This window comes from Geobacillus thermopakistaniensis (assembly GCF_000498995.1).
GTDB classification, from domain to species: domain Bacteria; phylum Bacillota; class Bacilli; order Bacillales; family Anoxybacillaceae; genus Geobacillus; species Geobacillus thermoleovorans.
The window spans coordinates 1-24,652 of record NZ_AYSF01000098.1; the positions used below are offsets into that span (position 1 = coordinate 1).

24 protein-coding genes and 3 pseudogenes are annotated in these 24,652 nt (G+C 54.5%); 21 read left to right on the forward strand and 6 right to left on the reverse strand.

What is annotated here, in order from left to right; genetic code table 11:
* Positions 1 to 53: 53 nt before the first annotated feature.
* From T260_RS123125 to thiE, 7 genes and pseudogenes are all read left to right on the forward strand, one after another.
* Complete coding sequence (locus tag T260_RS123125) at positions 54 to 1,034, forward strand: phosphotriesterase family protein (protein ID WP_031213219.1); 981 nt, start codon at positions 54 to 56, stop codon at positions 1,032 to 1,034.
* 385 nt (positions 1,035 to 1,419) lie between these two features.
* Positions 1,420 to 3,275, forward strand: a pseudogene (locus T260_RS0121110) (DUF6044 family protein).
* A gap of 1 nt (position 3,276) precedes the next feature.
* Entirely contained in the window at positions 3,277 to 4,299 is a 1,023-nt protein-coding gene (locus T260_RS123120) for a glycosyltransferase family 2 protein (protein WP_023634543.1), read from the forward strand.
* Between the two features lie 172 nt (positions 4,300 to 4,471).
* Positions 4,472 to 5,281, forward strand: a complete 810-nt coding sequence (thiM, locus tag T260_RS123115) for a hydroxyethylthiazole kinase (protein WP_011231005.1) — start codon at positions 4,472 to 4,474, stop codon at positions 5,279 to 5,281.
* Positions 5,282 to 5,299: 18 nt separating this feature from the next.
* On the forward strand, positions 5,300 to 5,500 hold the full coding sequence (locus T260_RS123110) for a bifunctional hydroxymethylpyrimidine kinase/phosphomethylpyrimidine kinase (protein ID WP_023634544.1): 201 nt from the start codon (positions 5,300 to 5,302) through the stop codon (positions 5,498 to 5,500).
* Positions 5,501 to 5,520: 20 nt separating this feature from the next.
* Positions 5,521 to 6,267 (forward strand): bifunctional hydroxymethylpyrimidine kinase/phosphomethylpyrimidine kinase, encoded by a 747-nt coding sequence (thiD, locus tag T260_RS123105; protein WP_050582946.1) that lies wholly within the window; start codon positions 5,521 to 5,523, stop codon positions 6,265 to 6,267.
* 5 nt (positions 6,268 to 6,272) lie between these two features.
* Entirely contained in the window at positions 6,273 to 7,139 is an 867-nt protein-coding gene (gene thiE, locus T260_RS1000000140670; RefSeq protein ID WP_023634546.1) for a thiamine phosphate synthase, read from the forward strand.
* A gap of 125 nt (positions 7,140 to 7,264) precedes the next feature.
* Here the strand turns inward: thiE and T260_RS123100 are convergent, their stop codons facing one another.
* Complete coding sequence (locus tag T260_RS123100) at positions 7,265 to 8,260, reverse strand: acyltransferase family protein (RefSeq protein WP_011231008.1); 996 nt, start codon at positions 8,258 to 8,260, stop codon at positions 7,265 to 7,267.
* Positions 8,261 to 8,385: 125 nt separating this feature from the next.
* Here T260_RS123100 and T260_RS123095 point away from each other — a divergent pair, with 125 nt between their 5' ends.
* From T260_RS123095 to T260_RS123080, 4 genes are all read left to right on the forward strand, one after another.
* A complete protein-coding gene (locus tag T260_RS123095; protein WP_011231009.1) occupies positions 8,386 to 8,547 on the forward strand; it encodes a hypothetical protein in 162 nt (53 codons plus the stop codon).
* The gene (locus tag T260_RS123090) at positions 8,548 to 8,727 is read left to right on the forward strand and encodes an H-type small acid-soluble spore protein (RefSeq protein WP_011231010.1); all 180 of its coding nucleotides are present in this window, start codon (positions 8,548 to 8,550) and stop codon (positions 8,725 to 8,727) included.
* Positions 8,728 to 8,835: 108 nt separating this feature from the next.
* Positions 8,836 to 9,006 carry a twin-arginine translocase TatA/TatE family subunit gene (locus T260_RS123085; RefSeq protein WP_011231011.1) on the forward strand — a complete coding sequence of 57 codons (171 nt, stop codon included), beginning with the start codon at positions 8,836 to 8,838 and terminating at the stop codon, positions 9,004 to 9,006.
* A 167-nt stretch (positions 9,007 to 9,173) separates the two neighbouring features.
* Entirely contained in the window at positions 9,174 to 9,749 is a 576-nt protein-coding gene (locus T260_RS123080; protein WP_014195667.1) for a YitT family protein, read from the forward strand.
* 197 nt (positions 9,750 to 9,946) lie between these two features.
* Here T260_RS123080 and T260_RS123075 read toward each other — a convergent pair whose 3' ends face one another.
* From T260_RS123075 to T260_RS123065, 3 genes are all read right to left on the reverse strand, one after another.
* Positions 9,947 to 11,308 (reverse strand): S8 family peptidase, encoded by a 1,362-nt coding sequence (locus T260_RS123075; protein ID WP_011231013.1) that lies wholly within the window; start codon positions 11,306 to 11,308, stop codon positions 9,947 to 9,949.
* Between the two features lie 340 nt (positions 11,309 to 11,648).
* The gene (locus T260_RS123070) at positions 11,649 to 11,945 is read right to left on the reverse strand and encodes a spore coat protein (protein WP_011231014.1); all 297 of its coding nucleotides are present in this window, start codon (positions 11,943 to 11,945) and stop codon (positions 11,649 to 11,651) included.
* Between the two features lie 20 nt (positions 11,946 to 11,965).
* Positions 11,966 to 12,151 (reverse strand): DUF892 family protein, encoded by a 186-nt coding sequence (locus tag T260_RS123065; RefSeq protein WP_011231015.1) that lies wholly within the window; start codon positions 12,149 to 12,151, stop codon positions 11,966 to 11,968.
* Positions 12,152 to 12,346: 195 nt separating this feature from the next.
* On the opposite strand from T260_RS123065, the gene T260_RS123060 reads away from it, so the two are divergent.
* The gene (locus T260_RS123060) at positions 12,347 to 14,284 is read left to right on the forward strand and encodes a hypothetical protein (RefSeq protein ID WP_011231016.1); all 1,938 of its coding nucleotides are present in this window, start codon (positions 12,347 to 12,349) and stop codon (positions 14,282 to 14,284) included.
* 102 nt (positions 14,285 to 14,386) lie between these two features.
* The gene (locus T260_RS1000000140050; RefSeq protein WP_020278855.1) at positions 14,387 to 14,527 is read left to right on the forward strand and encodes a hypothetical protein; all 141 of its coding nucleotides are present in this window, start codon (positions 14,387 to 14,389) and stop codon (positions 14,525 to 14,527) included.
* Between the two features lie 74 nt (positions 14,528 to 14,601).
* Here the strand turns inward: T260_RS1000000140050 and T260_RS123055 are convergent, their stop codons facing one another.
* Together T260_RS123055 and T260_RS123050 are read right to left on the reverse strand one after the other, a co-directional pair.
* Entirely contained in the window at positions 14,602 to 14,958 is a 357-nt protein-coding gene (locus T260_RS123055) for a hypothetical protein (RefSeq protein ID WP_023634548.1), read from the reverse strand.
* Positions 14,959 to 15,002: 44 nt separating this feature from the next.
* A complete protein-coding gene (locus T260_RS123050; protein WP_014195670.1) occupies positions 15,003 to 16,106 on the reverse strand; it encodes a histidine kinase N-terminal domain-containing protein in 1,104 nt (367 codons plus the stop codon).
* Positions 16,107 to 16,328: 222 nt separating this feature from the next.
* Between T260_RS123050 and cysK the strand changes: the two genes are divergently transcribed.
* The 8 genes and pseudogenes from cysK to T260_RS123020 all read left to right on the forward strand — a co-directional run bounded on the left by cysK (position 16,329) and on the right by T260_RS123020 (position 24,589).
* Positions 16,329 to 17,252: a cysteine synthase A gene (gene cysK, locus T260_RS123045; RefSeq protein ID WP_031213231.1), complete on the forward strand. Its 924-nt coding sequence runs from the start codon at positions 16,329 to 16,331 to the stop codon at positions 17,250 to 17,252.
* 556 nt (positions 17,253 to 17,808) lie between these two features.
* Complete coding sequence (locus tag T260_RS123040; RefSeq protein WP_370736695.1) at positions 17,809 to 18,930, forward strand: AbrB family transcriptional regulator; 1,122 nt, start codon at positions 17,809 to 17,811, stop codon at positions 18,928 to 18,930.
* A 48-nt stretch (positions 18,931 to 18,978) separates the two neighbouring features.
* Positions 18,979 to 19,617, forward strand: coding sequence for a Bax inhibitor-1/YccA family protein (locus tag T260_RS123035; RefSeq protein ID WP_011231023.1), 639 nt, complete (start codon positions 18,979 to 18,981; stop codon positions 19,615 to 19,617).
* A gap of 181 nt (positions 19,618 to 19,798) precedes the next feature.
* A complete protein-coding gene (gene hyi / locus T260_RS123030; protein WP_031213236.1) occupies positions 19,799 to 20,596 on the forward strand; it encodes a hydroxypyruvate isomerase in 798 nt (265 codons plus the stop codon).
* A complete protein-coding gene (locus T260_RS123025) occupies positions 20,593 to 21,489 on the forward strand; it encodes an NAD(P)-dependent oxidoreductase (RefSeq protein WP_011231025.1) in 897 nt (298 codons plus the stop codon). Before hyi ends, T260_RS123025 begins: the two co-directional genes overlap by 4 nt.
* A 252-nt stretch (positions 21,490 to 21,741) precedes the next feature.
* Positions 21,742 to 22,556 (forward strand): annotated as a pseudogene (locus tag T260_RS0121125) (FAD-binding oxidoreductase); the annotation flags it as partial.
* A gap of 27 nt (positions 22,557 to 22,583) precedes the next feature.
* Positions 22,584 to 23,228 (forward strand): annotated as a pseudogene (locus T260_RS0121130) (FAD-binding oxidoreductase); the annotation flags it as partial.
* Positions 23,228 to 24,589, forward strand: coding sequence for a (Fe-S)-binding protein (locus T260_RS123020; protein WP_014195676.1), 1,362 nt, complete (start codon positions 23,228 to 23,230; stop codon positions 24,587 to 24,589). The pseudogene T260_RS0121130 and the gene T260_RS123020, both read left to right, overlap by 1 nt.
* The last annotated feature ends 63 nt before the right edge of the window (positions 24,590 to 24,652 follow it).

Genomic DNA, 24,652 nt, shown 5'->3' on the forward strand with positions numbered 1-24,652 from the left:
AACAGGGCAATAAAAATTCCGCCGAAAAAAGCGGGGAAAGGGGTGAACAACTGATGGCGGAGATGGTAGAAACGGTATGCGGGCCGGTGCCGGTGGAACAGCTTGGCAAAACGCTCATCCACGAGCATTTCCTCTTCGGTTATCCAGGGTTTCAAGGCGATGTGACGCGCGGCACGTTCCGTGAAGACGAGTCGCTTCGCGTCGCAGTCGAGGCGGCGGAAAAGATGAAGCGGCACGGCATTCAAACGGTTGTCGATCCGACGCCGAACGATTGCGGGCGCACCCCGGCGTTTTTGCGGCGCGTCGCTGAAGAGACGGGGCTGAACATTATTTGCGCCACCGGCTATTATTATGAAGGGGAAGGGGCGCCGCCGTACTTCCAATTCCGCCGGCTTCTCGGAACAGCAGAAGATGACATTTACGACATGTTTATGGCCGAGTTGACCGAGGGCATTGCCGATACCGGAATCAAGGCGGGTGTCATCAAGCTCGCCTCGAGCAAAGGGCGCATTACTGAGTACGAAAAGATGTTCTTCCGCGCTGCCGCCCGCGCGCAAAAAGAGACGGGTGCGGTCATCATCACCCATACGCAAGAAGGAACGATGGGGCCGGAACAAGCCGCCTATTTGCTTGAGCACGGCGCCGATCCGAAAAAAATTGTCATCGGCCATATGTGCGGCAACACGGACCCGGACTATCATCGAAAGACGCTTGCTTACGGCGTTTACATTGCGTTTGACCGCTTCGGCATCCAAGGGATGGTCGGCGCGCCGACCGATGAGGAGCGGGTGCGGACGCTCCTTGCTCTGCTCCGCGATGGGTACGAGAAACAAATTATGCTGTCGCATGACACTGTCAACGTTTGGCTCGGTCGTCCGTTTACGCTGCCGGAACCGTTTGCGGAAATGATGAAAAATTGGCATGTCGAGCATTTGTTTGTGAACATCATCCCCGCGCTGAAAAATGAAGGAATCCGCGACGAAGTGCTTGAGCAAATGTTCATCGGCAATCCGGCGGCGCTGTTCTCGGCTTGACGCCGTTTGTAAGGTCGGTAAAAACCGCGCTTTCTGCAAAATCGTTGTTGCGAACGCGCGGAAAAGCGGTTGTTTATCATCCTAAACCGAGAAGACCCCACACTTCCACGCGTGAGCGTAGGTGGGAGAGCGTTCAAGAGCGAAATCTCCATGGTTCGCGCGTTTTTTCGTTCCATCACCAGCTTTTTGGGCAACGTTGTGTTGCATGCAAAAGGCTGATCGAAAGGTAAATAGACGAATAGAAAACCGCCGTCATCCGGCTTCATCCGGCCGACGGCGGTTTTTTGTTTGGACAGGGGTCCGTTTTTTTCCATTCTCATGAATAATTTTCCTGTTGGGTTGAACAATAAAGAAAGACAAGAGCCGGGCGAAAGGGGGAGAAAAGGTGCCGGCCATCGAAAAGCGAATCCTGATCTTCTCTTTCGTTGTCATCGCCTTGTACGTGTCGCCGTATTTTGTGCTTGGCGAGGATGCGCATATGCGCGTCCACGACAATTTGGATTCGAACATCGCCTGGTATAAGGTGCTCACTCGAAGCGGTGAGCTGTTCGGACCGGTCGATGGCGTCATTCCGCAAATCATCAACGGCCTGCCGCGCAACGCGTTCGGCACAGAATTCAGCGGCATCGTTTGGCTTCACGCCCTGTTTCCATCCATTTACGCCTATGGGCTCAGTCAAGCCGCAACCCGCGTATTGGCGTTCATCGGCATGTATTTGCTGCTGCGAAAACATGTGCTGCCGGGCGAGCGCTGGGGATGGATTCGCATCGGCTCTTCGTTGACGTTTGCCTTGACGCCGTTTTGGCCATCGGGAATGTTAAGTACGCTCGGGATGCCGCTTGCGCTTTGGGCGTTTTTAAACATTCGGGGCGGCGAGCGTTCATGGGTGAACTGGGCGGTGTTGACGCTTTTGCCGCTCTATTCGAGCTTCGTGCTTGGATTTTTCTTTTTCTTGAGCGCGCTTGGGATTTGGTGGCTCATTGATGTCATCCGCGGCAAGGTTTTCGGCTATCTTTTGGCCCCATCTGGNTTTTAAACATTCGGGGCGGCGAGCGTTCATGGGTGAACTGGGCGGTGTTGACGCTTTTGCCGCTCTATTCGAGCTTCGTGCTTGGATTTTTCTTTTTCTTGAGCGCGCTTGGGATTTGGTGGCTCATTGATGTCATCCGCGGCAAGGGTTGGAATTGGCGGTTTTTGGCGGCCATCGTCTATATGACGATGCTCTATTTGGCGGTCGATTACCGGCTTGTCCATTCGCTCTTGTTTTCCAATGAGCCGACAAGCCGCGACGAATATTTCCACGCCCGTCTGCCGCTTTGGCGCGTCATCCGGCTGACGTTCAAAAACTATGTGCTCGGCCATACCCACGTCATGACCGTGCATGGGCTCGTCATTTTACCGGTGACGCTCGTTGCCTTGTACATTGTATGGAAGCGGAAAAGCTGGCGGCGGGAGAAACTGTTTTTGATTTTGCACGGGTTGAACTTCGCGCTGTCGACATGGTATGCGTTTTGGTTTTACAAAGGATGGCTGCCGCTCACCGAACGGTTTGATTTGCTCGATAAGTTCAATTTCGCCCGCTACCATTTTTTGCGGCCAATGGTGATTTACGTCTTGTTTGCACTGGCGCTGAAAATTTTTTGGCAGGAAGGCCGAAGGTGGCGGGCGGTCGGTGCGACGGCCATTGTCTTGCAGCTTGTCGTGCTTGCTTTATGCAATGAGGAAATCGTCTACCGCGACAAGCCGTCGTTTCGCGAGTTTTACGCGGAAAAGCAGTTTGCCGCCATTCGCCGCTATATCGGCCGCCCGGTGCATACATACCGTGTCGCCAGCATCGGCATCCACCCGGCGATCGCTCAATACAACGGCTTTTACACACTCGATACGTACAACAACTTTTATCCGCTCGAATACAAGCATCGGTTTCGCCGCATCATCGCCAAGGAGCTTGCGAAAAACAAAAAACTGCGCGAGTATTTCGATGAATGGGGCGGGCGCTGCTATTTGTTCGTCGATGAGCTCGGCAAGCGGTATATGTTTCAGAAAAACTCGAAGCGGACGATTCGCAGCTTGGAATTGAACACAAACGTGTTTTATAACATGGGCGGGCGCTACATTTTTTCAGCGCTGCCGATTGAAAATGCCGACGAAAACGCCTTGCGCCTTGAGCGGGTGTTCCGTTCCAAAGAGTCCGCGTGGACCATCTATTTATACAAAGTCGTGCCGGAGGGAGGAAGGTGACATGTTCGAACCGACGTTGGCTATTGTTGTGCCGTGTTACAACGAAGAAGAGGTGCTGCCGGAGACGATCCGCCGCTTACGGGAGTTGCGCGAACAATTGATTGAAGAGCAGCTCATTTCATCCAACAGCGCGCTTTTGTTCGTCGATGACGGCAGCTGTGATGACACATGGAAGATCATATACAAAGCGAGTTTGCGTCACCCGGAAGTGAAAGGGCTGAAACTGGCGCATAACGCCGGCCACCAAAACGCGCTGCTTGCTGGGCTGTTCGCCGCGAAAAGGCATGCCGATTGCCTCATTTCGATCGACGCCGATTTGCAAGATGATGTAGCGGCGATTCGGGAATTTGTGCAAAAGTTTCGTGAAGGCTATGACATCGTCTACGGCGTGCGCCGGCGGCGCGATGCCGATACATGGTTCAAGCGCCATACGGCGCAAGGGTTTTATCGGTTGATGAAGGCGTTTGGCGTCGATCTCGTTTACAATCACGCCGACTATCGCCTTATGAGCCGGCGCGCTGTGGACGCGCTTGAACAGTTCGGGGAAGCGAACTTGTTTTTGCGCGGCATCGTTCCACTTTTGGGCTTTCGGTCGGCGACGGTTTATTATGACCGAAAAGAGCGGCTGGCCGGGAAAACGAAATATCCGCTGAAAAAAATGATCGCCTTTGCGCTTGACGGCGTGACGTCGTTCAGCGTCACCCCGATCCGTTTCATTTCGCTCGTTGGGTTTCTCTCGTTTGTCGTCAGCTTGATGTTTGGCGCCTATTTTCTTTTCCTCAAATGGGTCGGGCATACGGAAACGGGTTGGACGTCGCTCATTACGTCCATTTGGCTGTTAGGAGGGTTGCAACTGATGGCGCTCGGGCTGATTGGTGAATATATTGGAAAAATTTACAAAGAAACAAAACGGCGGCCGCGCTATATCATCGATTTGGATTTGTGGAATTGGCCGCTGCCGCAGCGGCTGTCGCCGGCGGCGCCGTCCGAAGAGGGAGGGGCGGCCGAATGGACGCGTTCGTAATGGAACAAAAAGGGAGGTGCGCTTTGGCGGCCGCCTTTTTTCTTTGTCTTGCAATTCAAAAAAAGAAAGAGTAGACTGATGGATGGGGAGAATGGATCATTCTATTGGCCGAAAGTACGGCGAAAGCCAGTGTATGGCCGGCGAAAGGGCTTGGAAAGGGGAGAAACCGGAAATGGCCAATTGGCATGAATGGGCGGAACTGCTCGAGCGGGTAAGAGAGGAGAATCCGCTCGTCCATAATATCACGAATGTCGTTGTGACGAATTGGACGGCGAATGGATTGCTTGCGCTTGGCGCTTCACCGGTGATGGCGTATGCGAAAGAGGAAGTGGGCGAGATGGCGAAGCTCGCTGGAGCGCTTGTCCTCAATATTGGGACGTTGAATGACAAAGAGGTGGAAGCGATGCTTGTCGCCGGCCAGGCAGCCAATGAAGCCGGCGTGCCGGTCATTTTCGACCCGGTCGGGGCCGGGGCCACGCGCTACCGGACGGAGACGGCGCGCCGCATCGCGGAACAAGTCAAGCTTGCCGTGATCCGTGGCAATGCGGCGGAGATCGCCAATATGATTGGTGAGGCGTGGACGATTAAAGGAGTCGATGCCGGCGGCGGCAGCGGCGATCGAGTGGCGTTGGCCAAACGGGCGGCGGAGCAGCTCGGCGCCGTTGTCGCGATTACTGGAAAAGAGGACGTCGTTGCGGACGGACAGACGACGTATCTTATTCAGAACGGCCATCCGTTGTTGACGAAAGTGACCGGAGCGGGCTGCTTGCTGACATCGGTCATCGGAGCGTTTGCGGCCGTTGAGCGCGATGCGGCGGCAGCGGCGGTGGCTGCGCTTGTGTATTACGGCGTCGCAGCGGAGCAGGCGGCGGCCAAAGCCGGGGAGCGCGGACCGGGCAGCTTCCAGACGGCGTTTTTGGACGCGTTGGCGTATACAAGCGTCGATGATGTCAAACGGCATGGCCGGGTGGAACAACGGTAAAAGGGGAGGAGAAACACGATGGTGTACAAAGCGTTGACGATTGCCGGGTCGGACAGCGGCGGCGGCGCCGGCATTCAGGCTGACTTGAAAACGTTCCAGGAGCTCGGCGTCTTTGGCATGTCAGCGATCACGGCGGTGACGGCGCAAAACACCCTTGGCGTGCAAGGAGTCTATCCGCTCTCGGCGGAAGCAGTCGCCGCCCAGNCGAGGAGCTTCTAAAATTTAGCCGAAAAGCCGGCATTCAGGCTGACTTGAAAACGTTCCAGGAGCTCGGCGTCTTTGGCATGTCAGCGATCACGGCGGTGACGGCGCAAAACACCCTTGGCGTGCAAGGAGTCTATCCGCTCTCGGCGGAAGCAGTCGCCGCCCAGATCGAATCGGTGGCCGCCGATTTAGGCGCGGATGCGGTGAAAACCGGCATGCTCTTTAGTGCCGAGATCATTCGTACGGTTGCTGAACAAGTGAAAAAACATAAATGGGAGCGGCTGGTCGTCGACCCGGTGATGATCGCCAAAGGCGGCGCTCCGCTGTTGCAAGAGGAAGCGGTGGCCGCGCTGAAAGAAGAGCTGCTGCCGATGGCGCTTGTCATTACACCGAACATTCCAGAAGCGGAAGCGTTGACAGGCGTTGTCATCCGCACGATGGATGACCGCCGCGAAGCCGCGCGCCTCCTCCACCGGATGGGCGCCCGCTATGTCGTCGTGAAAGGCGGCCATGACGATGATGGCGAAGAAACCGTCGACTTGCTGTATAACGGCAGCGAATTTTCCTATTTTAAAAGCAAGCGAATTGACACGCGCCATACGCACGGAACCGGGTGTACATTTGCCGCGGCGATCGCCGCTGAGCTGGCGAAAGGGCGGCATCCTGTCGACGCTGTCGCGACGGCGAAGGCGTTTGTGCAATCGGCGATTGCCCACCCGCTCGGCATCGGCCAAGGCCATGGGCCGACGAACCATTGGGCGTACCGCCAATATGGAGAGTGAGAACGATGGTGCGCATCGCGAGCGGCGAAATGAAGGAGCGGCTGGCTGTTTACTTCATTATGGGAAGCCAAAACAGCGAACGTCCGGCCGCCGATGTGCTGAAAGAAGCGCTTGACGGCGGTGTGACGTTGTTTCAATTCCGCGAAAAAGGGCCGGGCGCTTTAAAAGGGGCGGACAAAGAGGCGCTCGCCCGGCAGCTGCAGCGCCTTTGCCGCGCTTATGGGGTGCCGTTTATCGTCAACGATGACGTCGAGCTGGCCCTCGCCATTGATGCCGACGGCGTCCATGTCGGTCAAGACGATGAGGACGCGCGGCGCGTGCGGGAAAAAATCGGCGATAAAATTTTGGGCGTCTCAGCGCACAACGTCGAAGAAGCGATGGCGGCCGTTGAGGCGGGCGCCGATTACCTCGGCGTCGGCCCGATTTACCCGACCAGTTCGAAAGAGGATGCAAAGGAAGCGCAAGGACCGGATGTTCTCCGCCGCTTGCGCGAAGCCGGCATCACCATTCCAATCGTCGCCATTGGCGGCATTACGGCTGCGAANTGGAGACGAAGCAAAATCAGGCCGAAAAATTACCTCGGCGTCGGCCCGATTTACCCGACCAGTTCGAAAGAGGATGCAAAGGAAGCGCAAGGACCGGATGTTCTCCGCCGCTTGCGCGAAGCCGGCATCACCATTCCAATCGTCGCCATTGGCGGCATTACGGCTGCGAACGCCAAAACCGTTGTGGAAGCCGGGGCGGATGGAGTATCCGTCATCAGCGCCATCGCTTCGGCTCCGTCGCCAAAGGCGGCGGCCGCCGCCTTAGCGGAAGCGGTGCGGGCAGCCCGCACGCGCTTTTCGGCACAATTTTTCTTTAAACGAATATAACAACCAACCAAGAAAGGAAGATAAGAAAGTGGAGAGAAAGCGCGTTTCCTTCGATATTCGGACGGACCTGCANCGCTGTTCTTGATACCATGCATACACGTCTTTTCGGCCTTCTTTTTTGACTGCTAGGTCGTTGTCTGCCGCCAGTTCGGCCATCGCCATTCCAACAGCGGCCGCACGAGCCGGACGACCGGCTTGCTTCCAAGGATGAGCATCATGGCAACCGACAGTGCAAGCAGAAGCGGATAGCCGTGCACATCCATAATAAAGTCTGGGAATGGCGTCTCGTGCAAATATTTTAAAATAAACCCGTGCAAGATATAGATGTAAAACGTGCGCGCCCCGAGCACGGAAAAGGAGAAGCGACGGCTCGGGATGAGCGACAGAAAGCCAAACATCATGAGCAGGCTCGCCCCATAAATGGCGAGGCGGCTCGCAATGCCGGCTGATTCCGAGACGCCGAGCGTATCGTACGATTTCGAGCCGTACAGCCAATCTTGCGGCAAATCCGGAAACCCGAAATGGATGACGAAAAACATGCCAACAAGCACGAATAGCGAAACGAGGCGCACTGGGGCGGCAAACAAGCGCTCGATCGCCGACTTTTGAAAGAAAAATCCAAGCAAAAAGAACGGGAAAAACGTGAGCGTTCGCGACAAGCTCAGCCATTTTTCCACTTCCATCATCCCGCCGGCAAGGCCGAAAAGAAGCGCCATCGGCAATGCGATCCGCTTTGGCAGCCGGCCGAACCATAACAGCAGCACGTTCCAGCTAAACAGGCTGAGCAAAAACCATAAACTCCAATGCGGGGTCAATAAGTCAAGTTCCAGCGACTGTTTGTCATACAGGAAGAAATAGTAGATCGAATACACCAGCTGGAACAGAACGTACGGGATGAGCAATTTTTTCGTGATCTTTTGCAAGTAGCCGTGCTCGTGGAATTTTTTTGCGAAATAGCCGGAAATGAAAACGAACGCCGGCATGTGGAAAAAGAAAATCCACGTATACAAGCTGTGCACCCATAAGACGTCATCAATGTACGGGCGCAGAAAGTGGCCAAACACGACGAGGAGCATGAGCGCGCATTTTGCGTTGTCAAAATAATAGTCCCGCTCCTTCATAGTGTTTCCTCCTTTCTGTACACACCAATTCGAATCATACTCCTTCTTTTTGAGGGAGTCAACGCAGGAAACGAAGCGATGGGATGTCCGCTGTCATCAGTTTGCCAAAGAAAGGTGATGATTCGGTGAAAAACGATCGGCGCGAAATAGGCGATATGACGCAGTTGCTTGAAATCATCAACGCCAAAGGAGACGAAGGCGAGCTTCATGAGATTGTCTGCAACGACGAGTTGTTTTGGAAAAGCTTGCGGGCACAGGCGGAAGACAGTGCGAAAGGAGGGGAGTAAATGGAACTGTTGCGGGCGAAGCGAATGGCTGAAGCCGGGGAGATCGTTCCGGTGATGTATAAAGGGAAACAAGTGGTGATTCAGCACGTCGATGATGAGCGCGAAATGGCTCGCGTTTATTTCACCGATGAGCCGGAACACGAACAAGACGTACCGGTGCGACTGCTTGAGGAACAATGAGAGATGTGCAAATTGTCGCCGTTTTGTCAAGGGAAAGACGATGACACTGTCTGTTCTTCTATGGTATAATGATTCAAGAAACGACGCTTGAACATTGGAGTGACAAACATGAACATCGGCTTTGGAGAAATTGCGCTCATCGTCTTTTTCGCTTTGCTCATTTTCGGGCCGAAAAAGCTGCCGGAGTTAGGACAAGCGGCCGGGAAAACGCTGCGCGAATTTAAGAATGCGACAAAAGGCATCATCGACGATGACGAGACGACAAAAGCGCAAAAATAAGAGGTTGGGCATAGAGGCCTGGCCTCTTATTTTTGCATTTCGTCCGTGACCAGCCATTTCCTCCGCGATGCGGCAAAAAAGAGACAAGCTCTGTCAAGGGGCGCCATATACATATATATGGAGGCATGTTGGCTCGTTGGGATAAGCCGTGGCGGAGGGGTTTCGTGATGATCAAAAAAATGGCGGCGGTGATTGTCGGCAGTCTGCTTCTTGGCGTTGGCATCAACGTCTTTTTAGTCCCTCACCATTTGCTTGATGGGGGGATGATCGGGCTCGGGCTGATCGCCAAATACGTGTGGCACGTTCAGGCTGGGTTGACGATGATCGTCTTAAGCGTTCCGCTTTATGCAGCCGCATGGTTTTACTACCGCCCGTTTTTTTACAACAGCTTGCACGGACTTTTATTTTCCTCATGGATGATTGACGTATTGTCCGTTTTGCGCGGCGTGGTGGTGTTGGATCCGCTTTTGAGCGCGGTCATCGGCGGGGTGCTGGTCGGCGCGGGCATCGGCTTGATGCTGCGCGAGGAGACGAGCACGGGCGGGACCGACCTGCTCGCCCAGTTTATCGCTAGATGGACGAACTGGAACGTCGGGATCATCATTTTTGTCATTGACGCCTGCATTATTTCAGCTGGGAGCATGATCATCGACTCAGTGCCGTTTGTCCACTCGCTTGTCGTCGTCACGGTCGTCGGAGCGGTGACGACGATGTTGACGTGCGAAAAAACGATGGGGGTATAGCCCGAATCCCCATCGTTTTTCGTTTCAGCAGATAGGCGCTCCTCTATGGGAATGCGGCACCGAAGGCGCCGTTTCCGGCTGTTTGCTGATTTATGCTGTGGGGGAGTTTTAACATCGTTCGCACAGGAGATGAGAATTTTGTCCGTTTGACCTTTCCCAGCGACGAGTTCCCCAATCATTGGCGGAAGGAGCATCGGTTATTGCTTAGCCAGCTCGAGCGCGCGGTAGACGTTAATCAGCCCATAGCCGTAATACGGATCTTTTCCTCTCTCTCCCAAATCGTCAGCGCTTTCGAGAATAATGTCGCGCACTTCATCGTTCGAAAGCCGCGGGTTGACGGAGCGGATCAAAGCGGCGAGTGCGGTGACGTGCGGCGCGGCCATCGACGTGCCGGAAAGGGCGGCGTACCGGTGGCCGGCAAACGTGCTGGCAATGTTCGTTCCAGGCGCGACGACATCCACATAGTCGCCGTAGTTGGAATAAAGCGCATAGGAAAGATCCGGGTTGACAGCGCCAACACTGATCACTTCTGGATAAGCGGCTGGGAAGCTCGCCTGCGACGTGCTGTCGTTGCCGGAAGCGGCGACAAGCACGACATCATGAGCGTCGGCGTAGCGGATCGCTTCCTCAAGCACCGAGGACGGTTGGTAGTTGCCAAGGCTTAAGTTGATGACTTTTGCCCCGTGGTCGACCGCCCAGCGGATTCCTTTCGCTACATCAATGCTCGTTCCATAGCCGTCCGCATTTAATGCTTTGACGGCCATGATCGGGTTGAACCATGTCATGCCGGCGACTCCTTCGCCGTTGTTCGGCTGTGAGGCGATAATGCCGGCGACATGGGTGCCATGGCCATTTTCGTCATTCGGAGAGCGGTCGTCGGCCAATACGTTATATCCGGGCAGAAGGCGACGGGTTAAATCGGGATGGGTCAAATCGACTCCGCTGTCGATGATGGCGACAGGCACATTCCGCTTGCCGCGCGACAGCGTCCAGCCGTCTTCGGTATGAATGGCCGGCAAGTTCCACTGGTAGCGGGCGTAAAACGAATCGTTCGGCACCGGCGCCGGCTTGTTCCACTCATTTTGCATGTAAATGTAGTGCGGTTCACAATAATCAACCGTTGGAAGAGAGCGGAAATAGCGGCGCATTTCCTCATACGTTTGCTCGCGCGAGCGGAATACAAACACGTGGTCGACCTGCTTGATGAACTGGCCGGCGATGGCTGCCTCCATTTGTTGAAGACGGCTTTCCGATGGCAATGCCCGAAAGCGGACCACGATCTCATTGGCGAAATAATGGCTTCGGTCACCGCGGCGATTATGGAGGATTTCCCGAATGCGCGGGTGCTTGTTCAACTGCTGTTTCAGCTGCTCGCCTGCGCTTAAGCTGTCTAAGGCGACAACGGTTGGATGGGTGGGTGCGACCTCGGCGTCAAACGGCTTCAGCCGCGGTGGAGCCGGGGCGTTTTCTTCTGGAGCCGGTCGCCCCAAGACGGCTGCGGCAACGAGTAGAGCAACAACCGCGCTGGCCGCGGCCCATATTCGGTATCGGCGTTTCACGCTGTTCACCTCCTTTGTTGTTAGGATGGGCGATTGACGGACAAATCATGAAAAATGGGATTCACCTTTTGCCATGGTGAAATCCCATTTTCTTCTTCAGCGGCCGACCGATTGCATACAGATGCAATTTGAAGTTTTCACATTTGCGGCTTTTGCCGAGCATTTGATCGACTGTCGGGAGACCGAACAACGCCGCTTTCAGCCTCATGTATGGGTCTGAGAAGCGGATGGTTGTTCGGTCTTCCGTCACGCCAAGGCGTGACGAGGGCAAGCCTGTGGCTTGCCCTCGACAGTCGAAAAATAGAAAGAATAGATAAGCGGCTTTTCTGTCAAAGATATGTTAAACGTTTTGATTGTATCTAGACAGCACTTGCTGCGCTGCTTGCAGATCGAGGCGCAGCTGCTCTTGAACGTTCGTCGGATGGTAGTACCCTTTGTTGACCATATATTGGCTGATCTGTTCATGGAATGTGATCGCGTCATTCAAATGTTGCTTTAACGTGTTGCGCACTTCTGGGGTGGAAGCTTCGGCAATGGCCATCGCGCATCCTTTAATGGCGTTTTTCGCACTGATCAGGCAATCAGCGGCGATCATTTGATCGTTCAATACGCCGGTCGGTGTCATCGTTGCCTGCATCGTTGTCCCTCCTTTTGTCCTTATGACAGCAAGTTTTGCAAGTCGCGGATGTGCTGCTGTGTCTTTTGCATGTCTTGTTGAATGAGCGATTTCAATTGTGGATCGCTTGCCATTTGCTGCATGGCGGCACTTTTGGCAAGACAGGTGCTTTTAAACATAAGCAGTTCGTGCAGCTCAAGCGTTTCGTGTGTTCCTGCCGCGTTCATTCTTCTCACCACCTTCCGTGACATAGTATGTGTCCGGCTGTTTGCAGTATGGGTGGGGAATGATGGGAAAAGCGGGTCGTGGCGCTTTGAACGATCGCGACAATGGGGAAAAGAAGGAGTCCGCGCGCTCAAGTTTTGCCTAGAGCGGGGCATACTATGGGCGCAATCCGCTTTATGAAGGAGGTAGGCAAACGGGTGAGAAAAACATTCATTGTGCTAAGCGTTGCTGTTCTCCTTCTTTTGGTTGCCGGGGCCGTTCTTCTTTTGCGCCGAGGCGAGTATGCGTTTGTGCCGGATGGGAGCGATATTGCGCCGTATGAAGCGAGCAAACAGACTGGAATCGATGTGTGGGGGCGATGGATCGCAGCGGATGACCGCCGCATCCAAGCGTTGTCGGCTAGAAACGAGCATTTGCAAAAAGAGGAAGGGGCGGTTGTCGTCGATGACCGGTTGCTTCGTCTCGGCAAGGAGGTGTTTTATAAAGAAACGTTCGGCAATGAAGTGTTTTTGACCGACATTATGGGTATTGTCGACGGGCCGCTGACGCTTGCCAATATGGCCAAAGCTATTGTCGCATTAAAAGGAGAAGGGACGACGAATTTGCGCGTGCCGCTTGCCGAAGATGTGACGATCGGCGGCCGCACATATAAAAAAGGCGAGTTGATCGACACGGGCATCGACGTGCCCAAAGGGTCATACTTGCCGCTCGGGATGCCGATCGTCACCGACGGCGGCCGCATGCGCGTCGGCATCAGCTGCGCCGCCTGCCATGCGACCGTCGATCCAGTGACCAAAAAAGTGGTGGAAGGGGCGCCGAACAACGATTTGAATGCCGGAATGCTCATGGCGTTGGCGACGAATTCGAGCGCTTATTTTACTCATGCCAATATCCGCTCGCTGAAAAAATATATCCGCTCGTTCGATCGGACGATCATCGATTCGCACGGGCGCAAAGCGGCGCTGCCGGATCCGGAGCTGCTTGAGCGGGACGTGGATCGCATTTTTGCCAGCTGGCCGCGCGGCAATTTTGATTCGACGATCGATATGAAAGCGAATCCGGCGCAAATTCCGGATTCGTTTACACGCGGCGACCATCCGTACGGGTGGAGCGGCTTTGCCGCCGCCGGCTCATTCCATGGCTTGGCTGCTTTCAGCAACAACGTGCACGCGCAAAATGCCGATTCGCTCGCGCAGGCGGAAATTAGCGATGCGCTGTTTGGCATTGATAAAGAAGTGTATCTCGGCACGATTTTGCAAAACGCCGCCCATCCGCGGTTTCGCTATCAGCCGACGACAAAGGAGAAACCGTCCGCCTTTTTCGCGAAAGTCGACCCGACGCCGAAAACGGCCGGCGTTAATCAGTTTGTCGCGCCGCCGCAGTTTCCGAAAGTATCGCTCGTCGCTCCAGATGGGTTGATCGTCAGCGAGCCGGGTTATCGGTTCAATGAGCAAAACAATGCCGTGGCCGCTTGGCAAAATACGCTCAATCCGCCGCCGCCAAATGAACGGATCAGCGAGGAGCGGGCGGCGAGAGGAAGAGAGGTGTTTGTCCGCGCCGGTTGCATCCGCTGCCATGCCGGGGCGTATTTGACGAACAACCGAGTCATCGCTGCTGATGTAGTGGGCACCGAGCCGTCGCGGGCGAAAGCGCTGAAGAAAACAGAAAAAGTGTTTGGAGAGCCGGTGTTGTACGCTCCTGACACGCCGGTGCCGATTCCAAAAGGGGCGAAAGTGTTGAAAGTGCCAACTGATCAGTTAGACCGAGAACAAATCCGGCTCTCCTTTGCTCATGGCGATTCACCGGGAGGGTATAAAGTGCCGAGCCTGATCGGGCTCGCTTGGAGCGCTCCATACTTGCATGATGGCGGCGTGGCGGTTGGGCCGAACGGTGAGCTCGGGCTTTCGGGCACCGTTCAAAAAGGCATCGCCCCTGATGCGCGCAACAGTCTGCGGGCGCTGATCGACCGGACGTGGCGCGAGCGCGTCATCGCCGCCAACGCCAAGGACTCCGACTTGCGGACGGTGCATGTGACCGGCGCCGGGCACCGTTATTGGATCGACCGTCAAGCCGGATTTACGAAGGAAGAGCAAGAGGCGGTATTGGACTATTTGTTGTCGCTCACCTCGCGCTGACCGCATCGAGCGTCGTTTATTCTGCGCTCATGCCGCTGGGAATAGTTCCCTTGCAACGCTGTTATAAGACGGCTCACACTAATAGGCAAGGGAGGGAAAGCGATGAGCGAAACATGTTTTTACTGTCAGTGCGAGTGCGATGACAAGGTGCATTACGTATCGTTCCATACGAATGGCGAAGAACGCGAAGAAACGCTTTGTCCGGAATGTTACCAAGAATGGCTGCAGGGCATGCAAGGTTGACCTTTCTTCCTGCTTTCGTTTCGCTTGGAAGCGGGGCTTTTTCGCGAAATGATGATGAAAAAACCGCACCGTGGTCAAACCGGTGCGGTTTTTTGGGACAGCGGCGGAGTGGCGATGATGTCCGCCAAATCGCCGTCTTCGTCATAGGCGCGGTAGACAGCGGCTTTCGTACGCGGAGCATGGACCGATAAAAAGAGAATGCGCTCCTTGCCTTCGCGGGCGACTTTCGTTTCCATTTTCAATGACACTCCGTTTATCGTGAGCGAGTAGAACCGGTACGTCAAGCCAAGCCATGTGCGTTCTGACCGCAGGGTATCTGGATGATGGCGGATGAACGCAGCGAGCTCGGCGAACGAATGCATTTCCCGCTCGAGCCATTCGCGGATGGCACTTGCCGCCTGCTCCAACCAGCTTTTCCAAGACGTTTTCATCGGCATCACCTTTTTTCATCCATCTTGCCCATTTTCGCTGTTCGTCATGCAGGGAGGCGGATGGAAAACGTCGTCATGTTGTCGTCGGAAGAACAGCAGATATCCCCGCCGTGGTCTTCGATCACTTTTTTGCAAATGTACAGGCCGATGCCGGTTCCGAGTTTTTTCGTTGTAAAAAACGGCTCGAAAATCGTTTCCACAATGTCGGCTGGAATTGACGGACCGTTGTTGGCGATTTCGATGATGATGCTTCCGTCTTGGCAACGGGCGGCGATGTTGATCCGCCGCGGTTTTTCCCTCTCTTTCACCGCTTCGATCGAGTTGAGCAAAATGTTTACCAGCACCTGGCGCAGCTGATCTTTATAGGCAAATATATGTATGGATTCATCGATCGCCACCGAAAGGTCGACATCGCTGTCGACGATCGTGGCGTATAAAAACTCGATAATTTCCTCCAACAACTGGTACAGCGAAAACGTTTCTTTTTCGCTTTCAACAATTTCTTTGCGTGAGGCATGCAAAAATTGCGAAATGCGAAATTTCAGCTGCTGCAACTCATGGTCGATAATGTCTAAATAAGGAAGATGCGGATGCTCAAACTTCAATAATTGAATAAAACCAATAATAGCCGTAAGCGGATTGCGAAACTCATGGACAAAACTCGATGACATTTGCCCAAGCAGCGTCAGCCGGTCTTGATGCGATCTGGCAATGAGCGCGTTTTTTTCATGCAGTTCTTTTTCCTTTAACTCATTGTATTTTGTGATGGCATGAAACAGAAATTGGTCAAACAGCTCGTTCAAATGGTCGATGAGCGGGGACAGCTCGTCGACCGGCAGCGGCGCGGCGAGCGCGTGGTTGATGACGAGCCGCCTCCCAAGGTTGACGTTGTAGACGAGAGCGCCGATGCCGACATTCATTTCCGCACGTTCTTTCGCGATTTTGTTGGCTAACCGTTCGACCGTCTCGCTAGATAGCGACCGCAACAGCGCTTCTTTGACCAGCTCAAACACTGCTAAGCCGTTTTGTTCGACATGATCGATGTATTTGTCATCGTCGGCAATTTTCATATGTTGCCGCCAATAGGCGAGAAAGTTCGGCAAATGGGCTTCTAAATGGGTGACGAGCTGCTGTGCCGCAGATGCCAAAAAAGCCACCTCGCTTTCCATCATTTATTTTTTATTATAAGGGGGAATATCGGACTAGAACAGGGGAAAAATCGCAATCGGTCCGGCCAAACGAACGTCCTTTTGCGAAAAACGATCAAAAAACCTGGTGCTGCGGGCGGGACAGACTGTTTGAACGAAAAAAGAAAAATCATTTATAATGAATGAGGCAAACAAATATTTTGCTAAAGGTTGGGGACGATCGTGAAATTGTATGACTCGATTTTAGATTTGATTGGCGGCACGCCGATTGTAAAGTTGCAGCGTCTTCATGACCCGGACGGCGCGGATGTGTATATGAAGCTTGAATCGTTCAATCCGGGCGGCAGCGTCAAAGACCGGCCCGCTTGGGAAATGATCCGCCGCGCCGAGGCGGAAGGGAAAATTGCACCGGGAAAAAGCACGATCATTGAACCGACGTCCGGCAACACCGGCATCGGCCTGGCCATGGTGTGCGCCGCCAGAGGTTACCGTTGCATCATTACGATGCCCGACAATGCGACGGTCGAACGGGTGAAAATTTTAAAGGCGTACGGAGCCGAAGTCTATTTGACGCCGGCGGAGAAGCGGATGCAAGGGGCGATCGATGAGGCAAACCGGCTTGCTGGCGAAATCCCTGACAGCTTTATTCCGATGCAGTTTGAAAATCCGGCCAATCCGGATGCACACCGGCATACAACAGCGGTGGAAATTTATGAAGCGTTTGATGGACGGCTCGATGCGTTCGTGTTAACCGCCGGCACCGGCGGGACGGTGACCGGAACAGGGGAGGAGCTGAAAAAACGCATCCCGAATTTGCGCATTTACGTCGTTGAACCGTACGGTTCGCCTGTGTTGTCGGGCGGCAAGCCGGGGCCGCACAAAATTCCCGGCACGGGTCCGGGGTTTATCCCGAAAATTTTAAATCGCTCGATTTATGATGACATTTTTTTGATCAAAGATGAGGATGCCCAACAGATGGCGCGCGAACTGGCGGCGAAGGAAGGCATTTTGGTCGGCGCTTCGGCCGCTGCCAGTGCCTATTACGCCATCAAAGTGGCGAAACAGCTCCCCAAAGGCGCCCGCGTCCTTTGCATGGCGCCCGATTCCGGCGAGCGGTATTTGTCATCCGATTTATTCGCTGATTAAGCGGACGGCGCATCGGCGAAAAAGCGAGGGCCGTTGGCTTCACTGCTCCTTGCCTGTCATGGGAAGAGAAGCATTCCTCTCTGCTAAACAGGAGAGGAATGTTTTTGTTTGGTATTTCTGATGCAATTTAAAGCTTTAACATTTTTCGTTTTTACCGGTCATTTCATCCGACTGTCGAGTGACCGAACAACACCGCTTAAAGACCCATGAATGGGTCTTTAAGCGAGTCGTTGTTCGGTCTTCCGTCACGCCTTAGCGTGACGGAGGCAAGCCTATGGCTTGCCTTCGACAGTCAAAAATGGATGAGTCACTTTTCCGTCAAGGATATGTTAAACGATTTCGTTGCATCTATATAGTTTGCAGAAAGCGGATAGTAGAGCAACAGTTGCCGTCCCTTTTTGCCTTCGCGCCGCCGTCCGCTGTCGATAAAACCGGCAGTCAAGTACAATCGCTGCGCTGTCAAGTTTTGTTCATTGACAGCAAGCACAATTTCGTTGATGTAAGGTGGAGAGGAAGTGTTCGCTTGGCTTTGGAAAGACAACAAGGGCGGAACAGCATGGCGCGCATCGCGTTGACGCTGGTGATCGCGGCGCTCGGCGGCTTCATTTTCGCCTTGTTTGGCGTTCCGCTCCATTGGATGCTCGGTCCAGCAGCTGCGTTGCTTTTGGTTGGTCGTTTTTTGAAGGGAAAGTTGTATTGGCCGGTCGGCATTCGCAACGCTGCGCTCATTCCGATCGGCTATACGCTAGGGACATCGATGACGGCAGGAACGCTTGTGGAGATGGGCCGACAATTGCCGGCGATGTTGCTGGCGACGGTGTTGATTTTGTTGTTTAGCTTCCTTGTTTCTTGCCTTGTCGCGAGATGGACAAGGATTCCGCTCCGTTCGGTTGTCACCGGCAGCATCCCCGGCGGATTGTCGCAAATGCTTGTGTTGGGCGAGGAGCTCGACGGTGTCGATGCAACGATTGTCACGTTTTTTCAAGTGATGCGCCTGATGGGCGTCGTGTTTCTCGTCCCGCTTATCGCCTTAAGCCCGTTCTTTTCCGGCGGCGCTGAGGCGGGGACGGGCGCAGAATGCGGACAAGGGGCGCATTGGAGCGTCGGTCTTGTTTGGCTGTATTTGATCGTCACGGTTGCCAGCGCGATCATCGGAAGGCGCATCAAACTGCCGACTGCCTATTTGCTTGGCCCGATCATCGGAACATCGGCTCTGGTCATTGCCGGGACGCCGGCGCCCCATTTGCCAGCTCCTTTGTTAGATATCGCGCAAATCGCGATGGGCGCTTATCTAGGCTTAATGCTGAAACCGGCTCGCATCGCGGAAAAGGGAAGAGCCGTGCTGGCGGCTGTGGTTACCGGTCTTGCGCTCATTTTGTTTTCCATGGCTTCGGCATTTGTCTTAACGGCTCTGCATGGCGTGCCGTATTTGACAGCGTTCATCGCCTTGGCGCCGGGGGGCATGGATCAAATGGGAATTTTGGCGCGGGAAGCGCATGCCGACCTTGCCGTTGTGACAAGTTATCAAATGTTCCGCATTTTTTTCATTTTGCTTGTCGTTCCACCGGTGCTGAAAAAATGGTTTGCCGCCCGCTGGTTTCGATGGATCGAACGATGGGCCATACATCATGGTGGACGGTCCATGCAGTCTGCGTCAATCAAAAAGAAAGGGCTGTGACAAGAAACAAATATATGCTAAACTAGAAAGAAAAAGGAGGGGGTTGCCATGAATCATTCGACCGTTTATCGTCCGCATAGCCCAGTGGCGAAGTTGGCGGTTTCCTTTTTAGCGGCGCTGGCCGTCGCGACGGCGGGGCTGTATGCCGGGCAATGGGTGCCGGCTGGCCTGTATTTGCCCCTTTACGGGCTTGAACTTGTGCTGCTGTTGGTCATGATGTTCGCCCGCGTGAAAAAAGCTGTCGGCTATCCGCTTATGTTTGCGTTTATGTTTGTCTCGGGGGCGACGCTCTATCCGCTCATCGGCTATTACATTTCCATCATCGGCGCGGCGGCGGTGTTCAAAGCGTTTGCGCTGGCCGTTGTATCGTTTTCCGGCGTTGCCATTTACGCGGCGAGAACGAAAGAAGATTTTTCGTTCCTCGGCGGGTTTTTGATGCTGGGCGCGTTTGCGCTCCTTGGCTTGCTGATCATCCAATGGTTCATCCCATTCTCAAGCGTAGGGCAAATGGGCATCGCCGCTTTGGGGATTTTGATTTTCCTTGGCTTTACGATTTACGACATCAACCGTTTGGCCCGCTATGGCTTTACGGAAGCGGACATCCCGATGATTGTGGTCAATATTTACCTTGATTTCATCAACTTGTTTGTCTACATTTTGCGTTTTTTCGCCAGCGATGAGGATTGAGCGCCAAAAAGGGCTGCTTTTGGGGCAGCCCTTTTTCCATGACCGTGGCATTGATCAAAGCGGCAAGTCGAAATGGTGCGGCTGTTTTTTTACGGCATTAAAGGGGAAACGCGGTGAGGCAGGAATCGGCAAACGGTGGGGCGAATATAGAGAAAGAAATGGAGAAGAAAGGAGCCTCATGATGAAGTTTGCCGTCAATGTATCGACGATTTTCACGGAAGCGCCGTTTCTCGCCCGGTTTGCCAAGGCGAAGCAGCATGGGTTTTCGCACGTTGAATGCCAGTTTCCGTACTCGGTGGCTCCTGAGGCGATTGCTGATGAACTCGAGCAGCTTGAGCTGTCGCTTGTTTTGCTGAATTTGCCCGCTGGCGATTGGGAAAAGGGGGAGCGCGGGCTCGCCATTTTTTCTGACCGTCATGATGAATTCCGGCGTGCACTGGAGGAAGGAGTGCGTTATGCGCTCGCGCTCGGTGTACCGAATCTTCATTGCATGGCCGGAGTGTTGCCAAGGGACTTGCCGCGCGAGCGGGCGAAGGAGACGTATATGCGCCGCATTGACGAAGCGGCTGCAACGCTTGCTGTTCATGGTTTGACGCTGACGATTGAACCGATCAATCCGTTCGATATGCCCGGCTACTTTTTAACCGATATTGAGGAAGCGGCGGCGATCATACGCGATCTCGGCCGGACGAATGTGAAATTGCAATATGACGTCTATCATATGGCTCGGCTCGGACGCAATGTGACAGCGACGTTTGCCGACTACGCACCGCTCATCGCGCATGTGCAATTCGCTGATGCCCCCGGGCGGCATGAGCCGGGGACGGGAGAGCTTCCGTATCGCGAGATTTTCGCATTTTTGCAAGAGCACGGCTACAATGGAGCGATTGGACTTGAGTACATTCCATCAGGGAAAAGCAGCGAAAGTTTTGTCTGGTATGATGAATACCGCGGAATGAAAGGGGGAGGCGGACGATGACACGCGTCGGCTTTATTGGATTGGGCGTGATGGGCTCGCGCATGGCTAGACGGCTGCTTGAAGCGGGATTCAATGTCACGGTGTACAACCGTACGACAGAAAAAGCGGTTCCGCTTGTCAACCTTGGCGCCCGACAGGCGGCGACAGTGGCAGAGCTGGCTGGCGAGGCGGATATCATTTGCACGTGCTTATCGATGCCGGATGATGTCATCGAGGTGTATACAGGTGAAGGCGGCGTCCTTAGCGCGGCCCATCCGGGGACGATTTGCCTTGATTTTACAACCGTCGGTCCGAAAACAAGCCGGTTTGTCGCTCGGCGCGCCGATGAGCACGGCGTCGCCTATTTGGACGCGCCGGTAAGCGGCGGGCCGGAAGGGGCGGAGCAAGGGGCGCTGACGATCATGGTCGGCGGGGCGAAAGAAGCATGGGAGCGGGTGCGTCCGTTGCTTCGGGTGTTAGGAAAAACGGTTGAATATTTAGGAGAAAGCGGCGCCGGCAGCGCGGCAAAAGCGATCAACCAGTACTTGGTCGCCGTCCATTCGGTCGCCGCGGCGGAAGCGATGGTCGCTGGCGTCGCTTATGGGCTTCATGCCGGGAAGCTGTATCGGCTGTTAAAAGAAAGCTATGGAGACAGCCGGATGTTGCGCCGCCATATGGAGCAGTTCGTGTTGCCGCGTCGATTCACTCCTGGCGGGGCGGTCAAGTATGTACATAAAGATGTGCGCTTGGCGAACGAGTTGATGGATGAAATCGGCCTTGGCCGCCGACTCGGCATTCAAGCAGAAGAAGCGTTTGCCGCAGCGATCGCCGCAGGCCTTGCCGACTTGGATATGGCCGCGGTCATTCAGCCGCTCGAGCAGCGGGTCGGAGTGGTGGTGGAAGAGACGGAATGAACAAAATGATCCCTAAATTCAAAAAATTCATTGAAAAAATGGATGAGCGATGGTTTAATAGAAGTAGCAGGAGGGCTGGCCCCAAAGGTTGTTTTGGGCTAAATCACTTGTATATATGACGGTGATCGGAAAAGGTGTCCCGATTCTTTTGGGACACCCTCCGCCTGATAAAGAAAACGGTTCGAGCGGCTCGCTTTTTTTTACTGATAAAAAGAAACGATGTTTCTTATTACGAAACGGAGGAGGGCGCTCATGCTTTCATTGACATGGATTGAGGAGCTGCAGGCGTTTTTGCATCCAGAACAGATCAAACGGAATGAATCGTTCCACCCCCTCGGCAATGATGGGGCGGTGACCGTCTATCCGCGAACAGAGGAAGAAATCGCTGCGGTGCTCCGCTATGCCGACCGCCATGGCAAAAAAGTCGTCATCGCTGGACGCGGCACAAAACGGGGGTTTGGCGGGCAGCGGGAACAGGCGGACATCTTGCTGTCGTTGGAACACTATGCCGGCATTGTCGAACATGCGGCCGCCGATATGACGGTCACTGTCAAAGCCGGAACGGTGTTTGGTGATTTGCAGCGCGCGCTCGCTCCGCATCGGCAAAAGGTCGCCTTGGACCCGTTTTGGCCGGAGGAAGCGACGATCGGAGGGGTCATTGCCGCGAACGATAGCGGTCCGAAGCGGCTCGGCTATGGGGCAGCGCGCGATTCGGTCATCGGGCTGCGCGTCGTCTATCCGAACGGGACCGTCATTCGTTCCGGAGGCAAAGTGGTAAAAAATGTCGCCGGCTACGATATGAATAAGTTGTTCATTGGGGCGATGGGGACGCTCGGGGTGCTGAGCGAGATTACGCTCAAGCTTCGACCGCTCGCGAAATATGAAAGCGTTGTGTTGCTGTCGTTCCCAAGCGGCGATCTTCATGACATTCGCTCGTTTGCCGTTTCGTTCCTTGATACAATGATGGAGCCGATTTGTTTTGAACTGCTCAACCCGGCGCTTTCCGAGCGGCTGACGGGACGGCCGGTTTATACGCTTGTGATCGGGTTTGAAGATGTGGAAAACGCCGTCCATTNTTTTCGGCTCATTTTTTTCGCTCGTTTGCCGTTTCGTTCCTTGATACAATGATGGAGCCGATTTGTTTTGAACTGCTCAACCCGGCGCTTTCCGAGCGGCTGACGGGACGGCCGGTTTATACGCTTGTGATCGGGTTTGAAGATGTGGAAAACGCCGTCCATTACCAAGAGCATTGGGTTGAACGACTGCGGCCGAAAGCGGTGGAAATGTCCATTTTAGCCGGCGAAGAGACGGCGGCGTTTTGGCGGACGTTTTACACGATGGCACCGAACGGGCGTCTGGAGCAGGCGGAAAACGGTGTTGAAGCGGCAGTGAAAATCGGGGTTGTCAACTTGGATGTACTCTCCATCTTGCGTGAAAGCGTTTTAATCGCTGACCGTTGCCATGTCCGCATCGAGGCGCACGGCGGATTGGGCCACGGGCTTTGTCAGGCGTATATGCACGGCGGCGAAGAGGGAGTGTTGACCGCAATCGAGGAGCTGCGCCAAACGGCGGTTCGCCTTGGCGGCTACGCGATTGTGAAACATTTGCCGCTTTCGCTGCGCCAGCGCGTCGACGTCTGGGGCGGAAAGCCGTCGTACTTTTTCTTGCTCGAAGGCATTAAGCGGAAAATCGATCCGAACAAAACGGTCAACGATCAACGCTTTATTGGGGGGATTTAATGATGAGCACGATGACCAATGAACGGGCGGACAGCCCGGCGTGTGCGACCGCGAGTCTTGGCAACTATCGTTTTCACGATTTGCCGGACCCGAGCAAGTGGGCTGATTGCGTTCATTGCGGCATGTGTTTAGAATCATGCCCGACGTACGAACAGACGGGTGAAGAACAGCACTCTCCGCGCGGCCGCGTTCATTTGATGAAGTCGGTCGGCGAAGGGAAGCTTGAGTTGACGCCTGATTTGCTCGATCCGATTTTTACGTGCTTGGATTGCCGTGCATGCACGACGGCTTGCCCGGCCGATGTCGATGTCGGTGGGCTCATTGAACAAGTGCGCGGCCAGCTCCGCCAGGCGGTTCCGCTCACCGGTTGGAAGGCGCTTGTCAGCGACGTTTTCTTAAAAGGCATTTTTCCGCATCCGTCGCGCCTCGATTGGCTCGGCCGCCTGCTGAAATGGTACCAAAAAAGCGGCTTGCAGACGGTGGCGCGCAAAACCGGACTGCTGCGTGTCATGCCCGATCACTTGGCTGAGATGGAGGCGATTTTGCCAGCGGTCGGTACGCCGGTTCGGAGAAAGTATAAACATCAGCCGCTCATTAAGGCGAAGGGGGAAACAAAGCGAACCGTCGCGATTTTGACCGGATGCGTCATGGATGTTATGTTTAGTGATATTAACGAAGCGACGATCCGTGTATTGACCCATAACGGCAACGATGTCGTCATCGTCCCGAACCAGACGTGCTGCGGGGCGCTTCACGTTCACGCCGGCGACCGCGAAACCGGCCGGAAGCTCGCCAAGCAAAATATTGAGGCGTTTCAACATGTCGACCATGTCATCGTTAACGCCGCCGGCTGCGGCTGCATGTTGAAAGAATATCCGGAACTGTTCCGCCATGACCCGGAATGGCATGAAAAGGCGGAGCAATTTGCCGCCAAAGTTGAGGATGTGTCCAAATTTTTGCATGACACGGGCTTCAAACCACCGAAAGCGGAATTGAACGTGCGCCTCACCTACCATGATGCGTGCCATTTGGCCCATGGCCAGGGCATCCGCCAAGAGCCGCGCGCTTTGATTGAAAGCATTCCGGGGGTGGAAATGGTCGCCATGCCAAACGCCGATCGTTGCTGCGGCAGCGCCGGCATTTACAACCTCACCCATCCGGAGATGGCACAAGCGGTGCTTGAGAGCAAAATGCAACACGTGCCGCAAGAGGTGGAGCTGATCTCGATGGGCAATCCAGGTTGCATGCTGCAAATGGCGCTTGGCGTCATGAAACATGGACGAAACCAAAAAATCGTCCATACGGTGCAGCTGCTCGATTGGGCGTACCAAAAAGAAGAAGGGAAGGACGTGCGCATATGAGAAAACGGCCGATTGCAACGAACGACCCGCACATCTTTTCGGCCAAATTTTAGTTTTTCCGTT